The organism is Phenylobacterium sp. (assembly GCF_041920015.1).
Lineage (GTDB): Bacteria > Pseudomonadota > Alphaproteobacteria > Caulobacterales > Caulobacteraceae > Phenylobacterium.
Genome location: NZ_JAYRST010000089.1, coordinates 1 through 12,145, shown reverse-complemented (window position 1 = coordinate 12,145; position 12,145 = coordinate 1). Strand labels below are relative to the sequence as shown.

The 12,145-nt window shown below is 68.0% G+C and carries 12 protein-coding genes and 1 pseudogene; 7 read left to right on the top strand and 6 right to left on the bottom strand.

Annotated elements, in window-relative coordinates:
- The 4 genes and pseudogenes from ACE3TL_RS14720 to ACE3TL_RS14705 form a co-directional block, all read left to right on the top strand.
- A pseudogene (locus tag ACE3TL_RS14720) lies at positions 1-133 on the top strand (2Fe-2S ferredoxin); the annotation flags it as partial.
- A gap of 53 nt (positions 134-186) precedes the next feature.
- Positions 187-1,479: a cytochrome P450 gene (locus ACE3TL_RS14715; RefSeq protein ID WP_374579430.1), complete on the top strand. Its 1,293-nt coding sequence runs from the start codon at positions 187-189 to the stop codon at positions 1,477-1,479.
- Positions 1,480-1,527: 48 nt separating this feature from the next.
- Positions 1,528-2,844, top strand: a complete 1,317-nt coding sequence (locus ACE3TL_RS14710; protein WP_374579429.1) for a cytochrome P450 — start codon at positions 1,528-1,530, stop codon at positions 2,842-2,844.
- Between the two features lie 82 nt (positions 2,845-2,926).
- Positions 2,927-3,511 carry a TetR/AcrR family transcriptional regulator gene (locus tag ACE3TL_RS14705; protein ID WP_374579428.1) on the top strand — a complete coding sequence of 195 codons (585 nt, stop codon included), beginning with the start codon at positions 2,927-2,929 and terminating at the stop codon, positions 3,509-3,511.
- Between the two features lie 128 nt (positions 3,512-3,639).
- On the opposite strand, the gene ACE3TL_RS14700 is transcribed toward ACE3TL_RS14705, so the two are convergent.
- A complete protein-coding gene (locus ACE3TL_RS14700) occupies positions 3,640-4,857 on the bottom strand; it encodes an MgtC/SapB family protein (protein WP_374579431.1) in 1,218 nt (405 codons plus the stop codon).
- Positions 4,858-4,959: 102 nt separating this feature from the next.
- On the bottom strand, positions 4,960-5,544 hold the full coding sequence (locus ACE3TL_RS14695) for a TetR/AcrR family transcriptional regulator (protein WP_374579427.1): 585 nt from the start codon (positions 5,542-5,544) through the stop codon (positions 4,960-4,962).
- A gap of 61 nt (positions 5,545-5,605) precedes the next feature.
- Between ACE3TL_RS14695 and ACE3TL_RS14690 the strand changes: the two genes are divergently transcribed.
- Together ACE3TL_RS14690 and ACE3TL_RS14685 are read left to right on the top strand one after the other, a co-directional pair.
- The gene (locus ACE3TL_RS14690; protein ID WP_374579426.1) at positions 5,606-6,616 is read left to right on the top strand and encodes an NAD-dependent epimerase/dehydratase family protein; all 1,011 of its coding nucleotides are present in this window, start codon (positions 5,606-5,608) and stop codon (positions 6,614-6,616) included.
- A gap of 50 nt (positions 6,617-6,666) precedes the next feature.
- Positions 6,667-7,332 carry an isochorismatase family protein gene (locus tag ACE3TL_RS14685; RefSeq protein ID WP_374579425.1) on the top strand — a complete coding sequence of 222 codons (666 nt, stop codon included), beginning with the start codon at positions 6,667-6,669 and terminating at the stop codon, positions 7,330-7,332.
- A gap of 346 nt (positions 7,333-7,678) precedes the next feature.
- Here the strand turns inward: ACE3TL_RS14685 and ACE3TL_RS14680 are convergent, their stop codons facing one another.
- Together ACE3TL_RS14680 and ACE3TL_RS14675 are read right to left on the bottom strand one after the other, a co-directional pair.
- The gene (locus tag ACE3TL_RS14680; protein ID WP_374579424.1) at positions 7,679-8,614 is read right to left on the bottom strand and encodes a zinc-binding dehydrogenase; all 936 of its coding nucleotides are present in this window, start codon (positions 8,612-8,614) and stop codon (positions 7,679-7,681) included.
- A 131-nt stretch (positions 8,615-8,745) separates the two neighbouring features.
- A complete protein-coding gene (locus ACE3TL_RS14675; RefSeq protein WP_374579423.1) occupies positions 8,746-9,711 on the bottom strand; it encodes an NAD(P)H-quinone oxidoreductase in 966 nt (321 codons plus the stop codon).
- A 190-nt stretch (positions 9,712-9,901) separates the two neighbouring features.
- Here ACE3TL_RS14675 and ACE3TL_RS14670 point away from each other — a divergent pair, with 190 nt between their 5' ends.
- The gene (locus ACE3TL_RS14670) at positions 9,902-10,480 is read left to right on the top strand and encodes a TetR/AcrR family transcriptional regulator (RefSeq protein WP_374579422.1); all 579 of its coding nucleotides are present in this window, start codon (positions 9,902-9,904) and stop codon (positions 10,478-10,480) included.
- A 37-nt stretch (positions 10,481-10,517) separates the two neighbouring features.
- Here ACE3TL_RS14670 and ACE3TL_RS14665 read toward each other — a convergent pair whose 3' ends face one another.
- Positions 10,518-11,531 (bottom strand): alpha/beta hydrolase family protein, encoded by a 1,014-nt coding sequence (locus tag ACE3TL_RS14665; RefSeq protein WP_374579421.1) that lies wholly within the window; start codon positions 11,529-11,531, stop codon positions 10,518-10,520.
- A 95-nt stretch (positions 11,532-11,626) separates the two neighbouring features.
- Positions 11,627-12,145, bottom strand: a 519-nt coding sequence (locus ACE3TL_RS14660) for a PadR family transcriptional regulator (protein ID WP_374579420.1), incomplete at its 5' end; no start/stop codon positions are given.

Sequence of the window (12,145 nt, the reverse complement as noted above, 5' to 3'; positions counted from 1 at the left end):
GCAAAGCGACATGGAGCAGTCGATGCTGGACTTCGCCGAGGACGTGCGTCCGGCGAGCCGGCTGGCCTGCCAGATCAAGATCACCGGCGAGCTCGACGGACTGGTCGTGCGGATGCCGGAAAGCCAGCACTAAGGCTGGCGCGCTTCCCGGCCTTCGCCGGGATGATCGGAGTGAGGGAGGGTTAGATGAGCGTTGCTTTGAAGACTGCCGCCGCCGAGGACGCCTGGACCACGCCGCTGGAGGCGTTGAACCCGGCTTCGCCCCCCCGGTTCCAGAACGACACCATATGGCCGGTGTTCGAGCGGCTGCGCCGCGAGGACCCCGTGCACTTCACGCCGCAGAGCGAGTTCGGCCCCTATTGGTCGGTGACGCGCTGGGAGGACATCCTGGCGGTGGACACCGACCACGAGACCTTCTCGTCGGCCGACGGCATCGCCCTGGCCAACCTCGCCTTGCGCGACGCCCAGGACGCGGCGATGCGGGCCATGGGCCGCGAACCCAACCGCCGCAACAGCTCCAGCTTCATCTCGATGGACGAGCCCGAGCACAGCGTTCAGCGCAAGGCGGTCAGCCCGACCCTGGCGCCCAGCAACATCGCGGCGATGTCGCCGGTGGTGCGCGAGCGGGCTGGAGCGATCCTCGACTCCCTGCCGATCGGCCAGCCGTTCGACTGGGTCGACCTGGTGTCGAAGGAACTGACGGCCATGACCCTGGCCACTTTGTTCGACTTCCCGTTCGAGCATCGGCGCAAGCTGACCCACTGGTCGGACATCTTCACCAACCAACCCGGTCACGGGCCGGTGGAGAGCTTCGAGCAGAAGGCGAGGGAGATGGTCGAGTGCTTCACCGCCTTCGAGGGGCTGTGGAAGGAGCGGGTGGACGCCGAGCCGAGCATCGACCTGATCTCGATGCTGATCAACAACCCGCACACCCGCGACATGCCGCTGTTGCAGTATCAGGGAAATGTGGTGCTGCTGATCATCGGCGGCAACGACACCACCCGCAACACCATCTCGGGCAGCATCTACAATCTCAACAAGTTCCCGGCCGAGTACGACAAGCTGCGGGCCAATCCGGGGCTGATCCCCTCGATGGTGTCGGAGACGATCCGTTACCAGACCCCGCTGGCGCACATGTCGCGGGTGGCGACGCGTGACGTGGAGATCGGCGGCAAGACCATCAAGGCCGGCGACCAGGTGGTGATGTGGTACATCTCGGGCAACCGCGACGAGAACGTGGTCGAGAACCCCAACGCCTACATCATCGATCGCGAACGGCCGCGCCAGCATCTGTCGTTCGGTTTCGGCGTGCACCGCTGCGTGGGCAACCGCGTGGCCGAGATGCAGCTCACCATCATCTGGGAAGAGATCCTCAAGCGCTTCCCGCGGATCGAGGTGATCGGCGAGCCGGTGCGCAGCTACTCGTCCTTCGTGCACGGCTTCGAGAGCATGCAGGTGGTGATCCCGGGCCGGGCGTAGCCGGGATGACGCGGGAGCGGAATTGCAACTGACACTTTGGAGGGTTTCATGAGCGTCGCCTTGAAGATCGACTCCGCCGCCGCGGCGGCCGCTCCGGGCGCGGAGGAGGCCTGGGCCCTGCCGCTGGAAAAGCTCAATCCGGGCCATGCCGAGCGGTTCCAGAACGACACCATCTGGCCGGTGTTCGAACGGCTGCGCCGCGAGGACCCGATCCACTTCACGCCGGAGAGCGAGTTCGGACCCTATTGGTCGATCACCCGCTGGGAGGACATCCTGGCGGTGGACACCAACCATGAGGCGTTCTCGTCCGCCCAGGGCATCGCCCTGGCCAACCTGGAGAGCCGCGCGGCCCAGGAGGCGGCGATGCGGGCCATGGGCCGCGAGCCGGACCGCCGCGGCGGCGCCGGCTTCATCACCATGGACGAGCCCGAGCACAGCGTTCAGCGCAAGGCGGTCAGCCCGACCCTGGCGCCCAGCAACATCGCGGCGATGTCGCCGGTGGTGCGCGAGCGGGCCGGGGCGATCCTCGATTCCCTGCCGATCGGCCAGCCGTTCGACTGGGTCGACCTGGTGTCGAAGGAGCTGACGGCCATGACCCTGGCCACCCTGTTCGACTTCCCGTTCGAGCAGCGGCGCAAGCTGACCTATTGGTCGGACATGGTCACCAACCAGCCGGGCCATGGGCCGGTGGAGAGCTTCGAGCACAAGGCCATGGCCATGTACGAGTGCTTCGGGGCCTTCGAGGAACTGTGGAAGCAGCGGCTGGACGCGCCGCCGAGCATCGACCTGATCTCGATGCTGATCAACAACCCGCATACTCGCGAGATGCCGCTGCGGGTGTTTCAGGGCAATGTGATCCTGCTGATCGTGGGCGGCAACGACACCACCCGCAACACCATCTCGGGCAGCGTCTACAACCTCAACAAGTTCCCGGCCGAGTACGACAAGCTGCGGGCCAATCCGGGGCTGATCCCGTCGATGGTGTCGGAGACGATCCGTTACCAGACGCCGCTGGCGCACATGTCGCGGGTGGCGACGCGCGACGTGGAGATCGGCGGCAAGACCATCAAGGCCGGCGAACTGGTGGTGATGTGGTACATCTCGGGCAACCGCGACGAGAACGTGGTCGAGAACCCCAACGCCTACATCATCGATCGCGAACGGCCGCGCCAGCACCTGTCGTTCGGCTTCGGCGTGCACCGCTGCGTCGGCAACCGCGTGGCGGAGATGCAGCTCACCATCATCTGGGAAGAGATCCTCAAGCGCTTCCCGCGGATCGAGGTGGTCGGCGAGCCGGTGCGCAGCTATTCGCCCTTCGTGCACGGCTTCGAGAGCATGCAGGTGGTGATCCCGGGCCGGGCGTAGAGACCCCGTCTTCCTCTCCCATCCCGATGGGGGAGGAAGAGGTCCGGCGACGTGGTCGCCGACTCCGGGTTAGAAGATGGCCATGAGCGAGACCCTCAGCGAGCGTCGGCCGCGCAAGCGCGACGCCCAGGCGACCCGCGCGCGCATCCTGGCCGCGGCGGTGGAGCATTTCGCGCGCGGCAGCTACGAGAAGGTGTCGCTGCGCGACATCTCCAGCGAGGCTGGCGTCGATGTGGCGCTGATCAGCCGCTATTTCGGCGGCAAGGAAGGGCTGTTCACCGAAGCCCTGAAGGCCTCGATCCATGCCGACCGGCTGGAGACCTGGGACCGGGAGACCCTGCCCGTCGAACTGGCGCAGAGCATGGCGGGCGGGCGGCACGAGAGCGAGGACGCGCACCAGGGCTTCCAGTTCCTGCTGCGGGCGGCGACCTCGCCGTCCACCGCGCCGCTGCTGAACCTGGCGGTGCAGGAACGCTATCTGGCGCCGATCGCCGACTGGCTGGGGGGCGAGGACGCCCAGCCGCGGGCCCGCGTGCTGGCCGCGGTGGTGATCGGCTTCCTGGTCGAGCGGCTGATCCGCGGCGAAGCGCTGGAAGGCCGCGACCGCGAGGTGTTCCTGGCCCAGGCCGAGCGGCTGTTCGCGACGCTGGTCGAGGATAACCCTTAGCCGATCATCCCGGCGGAGGCCGGGATCCAGATTCCCGCGCGCGGCCGTAGGTTGGATGACCTCGAAGCCTTATGGAACCTGCGTCTGAGCCGACCATCTGGGTCCCGGCCTCCGCCGGGATGACCGGTTTAGGTATTAAGCGCGCCTTCGGCCCAGGCGCCCAGCCAGGCGGCGGCGATGACCAGGACGAGCCCGGGGACGACACGCCAGGCGAAGGCGCCCTGGCCGCCGGAGAAGGCGAGGGCGACCTTGGTTGCGGTGTTGGTGGTCAGGCCCGCCAGGATGGGCATGACCGCGGCGTGCGGCTCGATGTGGCCCGAGGCGACCATGGTTGCGGCGGCGAAGCCGGCCGCGTGGGCGTCGACCAGGCCCCCCGCGGCTGCGCCCGCCACGGCCCCGGCCTCGCCGAAGCGGGCGCCGAGGGCGGCGGAGACCACCATCACCACCGAGAGCAGGCCGGCGAAGGCCAGGGCGGTGCGCAGGCCGAAGGCCTGGCCGGTGTCGGCGGCGTCCTCCGGCGGTGGGGCGCGCAGGGCCAGGAGCATGAACACCGCGCCATAGGCGACGGCGGCGATCCCTGCGCAGGCGAGCGGCGTGGCCATGGCGCGCAGGGTCGGCAGGCTGGTGGCGGCCAGGACCAGGGCCATCTGGACGATGGTGGCGATGGTCGAGAGCACGGCGCCTGCGACCGCCCCGGCCATCAGGTCGGGGGTCTTGGCCGTGCGGGCGGCCATGGCGGCGATGGTCGCGCTGCTGGAGACGAAGCCGGAGGCCAGGCCCGCGACCGGCAGGCCGAAGCGCACGCCGAGCGCGCGGATGGCGACGTGACCGGCCGCTCCGACGCCCAGCAGCAGGATGACCAGGGTCCAGATCGAGCGCGGGTTGAGGGTGTCGTAGGGGCCGAGCGGCCGGTCGGGCAGCAGCGGCAGCACGACCAGGCTGGCGCCGGCCAGCATCAGGCCGCTGCGCACCTCCTCGGCCGTCAGCACCGAGCCGACGAAATGATGCAGGGGCGTGCGCGCGGCCAGCAGGATGGCGACCACGACGCCGACCGCCGCGGCGGTCATCGGCTGGACCATGGCGAGGCCCCCGACCAGGGCGGTGAGGACCAGGGCGATCTCGGTGGTGAGGCCAAGGTCGTCCTCGTCGCGGCCGCGCCAGTAGGAAAGGGCGGCGAGGACGGCGACCGCCGCGACCGCCAGGGCCAGCAGCACGCCGCCGATCATCTGGCCCACCGCGCCGGCCAGGGCGGCGACGGCGAAGGTGCGGATGCCGGCCGCGGTGGGCGAACCCTGCTGCAGCTTGCGGCGTTCGCGCTCGGCGCCGATCAGCAGGCCGACGCCCAGGGCGACCGCGAGGTTGAGGAACGGGGCGTCGGAAATGGCGCGATCTCCAGGCTGGCCCGGCCATTTAGCACCGGGTTCGCGCCGGGTGGGAAGCGGGGCGGCTCAGGCCGGCTTGAAGAGCTCGCGGACCAGGGGAATCAGGATCGCCTCAAGGTCGGCGGGGGCCGCGCCGGCCAGGGCCTCCATCTCCATCATCTGGCGCATGACCTGCAGGCCGGCGACCAGGGCCAGGGCGACGGCGGCGCGTTCGCGCGAGAGCGGGCCGCCGATCATCTGCTCCAGGGTGGTCTGGTGGCCCCGGCCGATCCACTCGCGGCCGATCTCGGCGGCGCGGGGGCTGGAAGCCGAATGCAGCAGCACCAGGAAGCCGTCGAGCGGGGTCTCGCCCGGCGCGGTCACCTGGACCAGGGCCTTGGCGAAGGCGGCGGGGAAATCGGCCGCGGCCAGGTTCTCCGGCGAGAGGATCACCGGCTTGCGCATGGTGTCGGCGCAGACCTCGGCGAACAGGTTCTCCTTCGATCCGAAATAGCGGTTGACCAGCATGGCGGTGACGCCGGCTCCGGCGGCGATCTCGCGCACGCCCGCCCCGTCGTAGCCGGCCCTGGCGAAGGCCCTGCGCGCCGAGGCGAGGATCGCCGCGCGGGTGTCGGCGGCGTTGCGGCGGCGAGGGGCGGCGGCGGAGCTCATGATCTACACCTGTAGACAATGTGGGTGTGGACAAAGTATACAGGTGAAGACTTTTGCGGCAATGCGGATGGCGGCCATGGGCGAGACGGTGCTGGTGACGGGCGGGACGGGTTTCGTCGCCGGCTGGACGATCGTGGAGCTGCTGAAGCGCGGCTACGAGGTGCGGACCACGGTGCGCAGCGCCGCGCGCGAAGCCGACGTGCGCCGGTCGGTGGGGCGCGAGGCGGAGGCCGGCGACCGGTTGAGCGTCGCCGTGGCGGACCTGACCGCCGACGCCGGCTGGGACGAGGCGGCGGCCGGCTGCGCCAGCGTCCTGCATATCGCTTCGCCCCTGGGGAATGGCGCAGGCGATGCGGACCTGATCGCCGCGGCGCGGGACGGGACGCTGCGGGTGCTGGCGGCCGCCGTCCGGGCCGGGGCGAGGCGCGTGGTGATGACCTCCTCGACCGCCGCCTGCACGCCGGCCGGGCAGCTGGCGCGGGCCATAGACGAGGCCGACTGGACCGATCCGGAGGAGCCGGGGCTGGCGGCCTATCGAAAGTCCAAGGTGCTGGCTGAGAGGGCGGCGTGGGACTTCATGGCGGGCGCGCCGCAGACCAGCCTCGTCACCCTGCTGCCGGGGGCGATCTTCGGACCGGTGCTGAGCCGCGACCAGCTCGGTTCGGTCGGCATCATCCAGCGCCTGCTCCAGGGCCAGCCGCCGGCCCTGCCCAGGCTGGCCTTCAACATCACCGACGTGCGGGACCTGGCGGCGCTGCACGTGCGGGCCATGGAGACGCCGCAGGCGGGCGGCCAGCGCTTCATCGTCATGGGCGAGGCGCTTTGGTACGGCGAGGTCGCAAAGGCCCTGAAGGCGCGGCTGGGCGCGAAGGCGGCCAAGGTCCCGACCGCGTCCATGCCCGACCTCGTGGCGCGCGGCCTGGCGGCGGCCTCGCCGCAGATGAAGGCGCTGCTGCCGCTGCTGGGGCGGACCCAGGCCTTCAGCACCCGGAAGGCGCGCGAGGTGCTGGGCTTCGCCCCACGCTCGGCCGAGGAGACGGTCGGCGACTGCGGCGCGAGCCTGGTCGACTGACGGCGCCGGCGCCCGTTGCCGAATCCGGCCGAGGGGCGGAGGCTGGGCCTATGGGGCACGAGTGGGCGATTCCGGCGCGGGAGTATGCGCGGCACGAGGCGCGGCGGGGGCGGCGCCATGCGTTCGAGCATCTGACGCCGGCGACCACGGCTCTGGTGGTGGTCGACATGGTTCCGTTCTTCGCGCGGGAGAATGCCTATTGCCGCGCCGTCTTCGGGCCGATCAACCGGCTGGCCGGCGCCCTGCGTGCGGCCGGCGGGCTGGTGGCCTGGGTGCTGCCGTCCGGGGAGGACCGGCATCCCGAGCTTTCGACGGAGTTCTATGGGGCCGAGGTCGCCGAAGCCTATCGGACCTCGGGCGGCGAGGGGCCGCCGCAGACGCGGCTGTGCCCGGAGCTGGAGACGGCGCCGGGGGACCTGTTCGCCGAGAAGTGCAGCGCCAGCGCCTTCTTCCCCGGCTATTCCACCTTGCCCGAGCAACTGGTGCAGCGGGGCGTGCGGACGGTGATCGTGGCCGGCACGGTCAGCAATGTCTGCTGCGAGGGCACAGTGCGGGACGCCCGCACCCTGGGCTATCGGGTGATCATGGCCGCGGACGCCAATGCGGCGGTCTCGGACCTGGCCCACAATGCGACCCTCTATACGGTCTATCGTTCGTTCGGCGACGTGCGCCCGACCGAGGAGATCCTGGGCCTGATCGCAGCCGCGACGCCCTGAATTCGGATCGCGCCTAAGACTCTTTGAATTTATGGCATCACGCTCAGGCCGATCAGCTCTTCGGTCTTATCCATCGGTCGGGGCTCCGGGTTCCGGAGGACCTCGCCACAGGGGCGCGGGGATGGCGCGGCTTCTCACGACCCGGACGGGTGGAGGCAAGGCGGTTTGGCGCCAACTTGTCGAACCAACTCGAGACCGACCCTACGAGCGATCACCCAACTTATGACCGCCCCTGAGGGACCCGGTCTGCGAGCGCGGTCGGAGCAGACTTGTCGCACCGACCGCCATCGCAAGCGCCGTCGCCGACACGACCCTTGTGCCGCATCGGCAAGGATGCGAGCGAAGATCAAGTTACGCTCAGAACGGCCTTGCCCGAGATTTCCCTGCGCATGAACCGCTCGGTAATGTCCCCAATGTCATCCCAGGACGCTTCCGCTCCGACTCTCGGCCGAAGGATTCCTGCCTCTACGAGCCGCAGCAGGCGCTCCAAGCCCTCGTTCACCGGTTTACGCACGGACAGTGGCAACAGATAGAATCCGACCAGCTTCGTCCGTCCGCGCATGTATGCTTCCGGCAGCAGGGTCGCCGGCGACTTGCTTGAGTTTCCGAAACTGACGCAAACGCCTTCGCGGGTAAGAGCACCCATCGCATTGGCGAGTGCTGCGCCCCCGACCGACTCAAGAATCAGGTCGAAGGGGCCGTGCGCCGCGGCCTCGGAGAGGTCATCAGTGATGATGACGGTTTGAGCGCCATCCTCCAGGACTTGCGCTCGCTGCGCTTCCTTCCGCACGGCTCCCACGACATGAGCGCCCGATGCGGCCGCGATTTGTACCGCCATATGACCGACGCCCCCGGATGCGCCGGAAATGAGAACCTTCTGCCCCGCCAGCAGCCCACCTTCGGCAAGGCAGTACAAAGCCGTGAGGCCAGCGATCGGGAGCGTGGACGCGACGCCGGTTGATATCCCATCCGGCAACGGGGCCAGGAAGCTTGGCGACACGCACACCGTTTCCGACCAGGCTCCGCTGTTCAGGTAGCCGACCACCCGGGTTCCCTCTTTTGGTCCGGGCCCGACCAGCGGCGCACGCTCAACAACGCCCGCAAAGTCCCATCCCGGCCGCGCTCCATCGGATGCATACGTCGTGAAGTAGTGAAGCTCGCCTTGATTCAAGGAGATCGACTGGACGCGGACGACGGCCTCATCCGGTAGCGGATCAACGTCCGGGATTTCTCGCACGGCGAGGCGAGATGAGCTGGAAGTATCCACAACGATTGAACGCATGACCTACCTTTTCTTCGGAATGGCCGGACGGCTCTGTTTCAGCGGCCAAGGGTGAGAAACCAGTGTAGTTGCTTGATGGCTTCCAGCCGCCGGGACGTGTGGGCGAGACCGCCAGGCCGGAAGCGGCGTGGTCAGTCGACGGTCAGCATCACCTTGCCCACGTGATTGCCGGCTTCGAGATAGGCGTGGGCGGTCGCCGCCTCCGCCAGTGGGAACGTCCTGTCGATGTGCGGGGTGAGCTTGCCCTCGGCGAGCCAGGGCCAGACGACAGTCTCTATGCGCTCGGCCAGGCGAGCTTTCTCGTCGGCGTCTCGCGGCCGTAGGCCCGAGCCGGTCACAATCGCCCGCTTCATCATCAGAGCAAAGAGCGGCAGCATCACCTCGCTACCGGCCTGAGCTGCGATGTAGACAAGGCGCCCACCAGTGCGGAGTGCAGCGAGACCCTTCGCGAAGTAGTCGCCTCCGACCATGTCGAGGATCACGTCGACCCCGCCCTCGCTTGCAGCCACTTCTGCGAAGTCCTGAGTGGTCACGTCGATGCTCACGTCGGCTCCCAGTCTCAGCGCCTCGGCAGCCTTCGTCGCACCGCGGCTGGTCGCGATTACCCTGGCGCCGGCGGCCTTCCCCATCTGGATCGCGGTCGTGCCGATGCCCGACGTCGCCCCATGAACCAGCAACGTCTCGCCCGCCTTCAGGCCGCCATGTTCGAAGACGTTCGCGAATACCGTGAAAACGGTCTCGGGCAAGGCAGCGGCCTGAATGTCATCGAGACGCCCCGGAATCGGCAGGGCGTGACGCGCGTCGCACACGGCGTACTGGGCATAGCCACCGCCGCTCAACAGCGCGCACACCCTGTCGCCGACCTGCCATCGCCCTGCGGCGACCTCGACCACGCCGGACACTTCCAGTCCGAGCGTTTCTGACGCTCCCGCTGGCGGGGGATAAAAGCCCAACCGTTGCGAAATGTCGGGCCGATTTACCCCGGCGGCATGAACCTTGATCAGGATTTCGCCGGGGCGGGGCACGGGTCGATCCATCCTTACGGATTTCAGATTCTCCGCGGGCCCTACGGCGCCTTCAACACTGACGGCGATCATTTGCTCACTCAACGGCGCTTTCCCTGTTTCTTGACGTGCGGATCGGCGAGCTGTCTGTCATCGCAGCCAGGGCGATGGCTCTTCGACATCCGCGTTCGGATTGCTTCCTAGGACAATAATGGAATACATTCAAGAAATGGAACTAAATCCAAATTTTAAACCGTCTCGGACCCAACGGCGCGTGACGCAGATGCGTGACGCCATTTTGAACGTCGCCCAGGCCATGCTTGTGGAAGGGGGCGCAAGCGGTCTGTCCTGCGAGCAGGTCGCCGCGGCAGCCGACGTCTCGATCCAAACCGTCTACAATCGCGTCGGTCGGAAGGACGACCTGCTCATGGCGCTCGCCGAGCGGGCTGTGGAAGAGAGCCACCGCTACATGGACTCTGCGTACGCGCAGGGCAGATCTGCGCGGCAACAAATGGAGGCGGCCCTGGACGGGTACATACGCTTCGCATTCGAGCGTCCGGAAGCGTTTCTAATTCTGGCGCAGCCGCCTCAACCCGTTGCCTCTCCTCGGTTGGCCGAGCTTCTTAATGGTCAATGCGGGCGGCTCGCAGCGGCGATTCAGGCGGGCCAGGCAGAGGGCGAGGTCGACCCAGAGCTTGATCCCCGAGGCTGCGCAACGGCGCTGTGGGCGTTGTGGAACGGTATCCTCACCGCTGCCCTTCAACAGAAGCGCTACGGCCTCGAGCAAGCAGAGATTGATCAAGCGCTCACGATTACGAAACTGATCATCGACCGCGGGCTCACCGCATGGCGTAGGGGCTGATCCGGACTATGTGGTTCCTAGGCCAGGCGGCGCTCGGCTAGTCCGCGAGCACATCGCGCAGCCAGGTCTGGATGATCCCGAAGGCCTCGGCGGACTTGGTGGCCGCGCAGTGGCCGGTGTCGGGGATGAGGTGAACGCTGGTGTCGCGGCGCCCCTCGAAGACAAGCGTGTCTGCCTGCGGGACGTGGACATCGTCGGCGCCGTTCACGACAAGCATCGGCCCATTGAGATCCTGGTCGAGCAGCGCGCGGAGTGAAAAGCCAGCCATTTGCGCCGCCAGTTCTTCAGGCTCGGGGCGGTGATCATAGCCGAGGGCGTTCGCGACGATGTCGAACATCCCGAACCGGGTCGGTCGCCCGCCTCCGGGCCTTGCGCCGACAGGGCCGCCGAAGTCGACCGCGGCGTCGACGAGGCCCGAAAGGCCCAGGCGCGCCGCGAAGTGGCCGCCCATGGACACGCCGAAGTAGGCGACCTTGCGGGCGCCCATCGCCCGCGCGGCGGCGACCACGCCCTCGGCGATTTCGGCGCCGCCATCGGCCGACATCGCGACCTGGGTCTCGCCTGTGCCCGCGATGTCGAACGTCAGGACCCGCGCCACCCCCATGAGCGCAAGGGCGACGAACAGACCGTGCATATCCATCTTCCAAGTGTCGACGCCGCCCGTCACGACGAGGACGGGAGCGTCCGCGGCAAGGCCCTTCATCGACAGAATGTGGACCGGCACGGGCGTGCGCGCGCCCTTATGCGGAAGATCGAGAACCCGACGCTCGAACTCGACGGGAAAGTCCGGCGCGGCGCGCAGATATTGTTCGAGCTGGTTCTCGAGCGCCATCCGCATGGCCGGAGTCGCCAAGGTCGGGAACTTCGCCCAGCCAAAGGCGACGGCCGCCAGGCTGGGTTGGCCGTTCTCGGCGTAGCGCCGGGCCAGTCTGGACCATTCGAACACCCAGCCGCCGGGCGCGTCCGCCCACATGTCAACGATCTGAGTTCTCACCCCGTCGAGGTCGTCGCGGGCGATGCCCGTGGAGAGCATTTGCGGCGTCCGTTCCACGAACAGCTCGGCCGGATCGATCGGAAATGCGTACGCCATCAAAAGTCCTCCAGCAGCACCGAAGAACTTATGACGAAATAGTCATATGTCAATTTCTACATATTGGCCGCAGCGCCGGTTGGCGCGAAGACCGCCCGCTCGGCGCGGGAGACGACGCTCTCGCACCAGGCGATGCGAGCGTCGCGTTCCATCAGCGCCAGCTCGTAGCTCGTGCGAACGCCGACCAGCTTCTCGCCGGCGCCGTTCTCGTCGAGGCGCGTCTTGGGAATGGCCGAGGCTGCGCGCTTCCAGCGTTCCTCGAGCAGGCGCTTCTCGGCGTCGCACTGCTGTCGAAACTGGAAGAGCGCCGCTTTCACCGCGTCCCTCCCGATCAGGGCGATGTTGTAGGCGATGAGCAGGATCTCATCTTGGGAGAGGCTCCCGCGCGGCTGAAGGAGCCAGCTCGTCAGCCGCGCCTGCCCCTGTGCGGAAAGGCGATATTCCTTCTTGTTCGGCCGGCCCTGCTGCTCGACCCACTGGCCCGCGAGGTCGCCTGCCTCTTCCAAAGCGGTCAGCGCGGGATAGATCTGACTATGTTTCACGGGCCAAATCAGAGGGATCGGAGCCTGGAGGAT

Excerpts from the sequence above, each read along its gene's own strand:
- ACE3TL_RS14705 (WP_374579428.1), top strand. The coding sequence starts at position 2,927 with ATGAGCGAGACCCTCAGCGAGCGTCGGCCGCGCAAGCGCGACGCCCAG.
- ACE3TL_RS14675 (WP_374579423.1), bottom strand. The coding sequence starts at position 9,711 with ATGATCGCCGTCAGTGTTGAAGGCGCCGTAGGGCCCGCGGAGAATCTG.
- ACE3TL_RS14680 (WP_374579424.1), bottom strand. The coding sequence starts at position 8,614 with ATGCGTTCAATCGTTGTGGATACTTCCAGCTCATCTCGCCTCGCCGTG.
- ACE3TL_RS14715 (WP_374579430.1), top strand. The coding sequence starts at position 187 with ATGAGCGTTGCTTTGAAGACTGCCGCCGCCGAGGACGCCTGGACCACG.
- ACE3TL_RS14670 (WP_374579422.1), top strand. The coding sequence starts at position 9,902 with ATGCGTGACGCCATTTTGAACGTCGCCCAGGCCATGCTTGTGGAAGGG.
- ACE3TL_RS14685 (WP_374579425.1), top strand. The coding sequence starts at position 6,667 with ATGGGGCACGAGTGGGCGATTCCGGCGCGGGAGTATGCGCGGCACGAG.
- ACE3TL_RS14690 (WP_374579426.1), top strand. The coding sequence starts at position 5,606 with ATGCGGATGGCGGCCATGGGCGAGACGGTGCTGGTGACGGGCGGGACG.
- ACE3TL_RS14710 (WP_374579429.1), top strand. The coding sequence starts at position 1,528 with ATGAGCGTCGCCTTGAAGATCGACTCCGCCGCCGCGGCGGCCGCTCCG.
- ACE3TL_RS14695 (WP_374579427.1), bottom strand. The coding sequence starts at position 5,544 with ATGAGCTCCGCCGCCGCCCCTCGCCGCCGCAACGCCGCCGACACCCGC.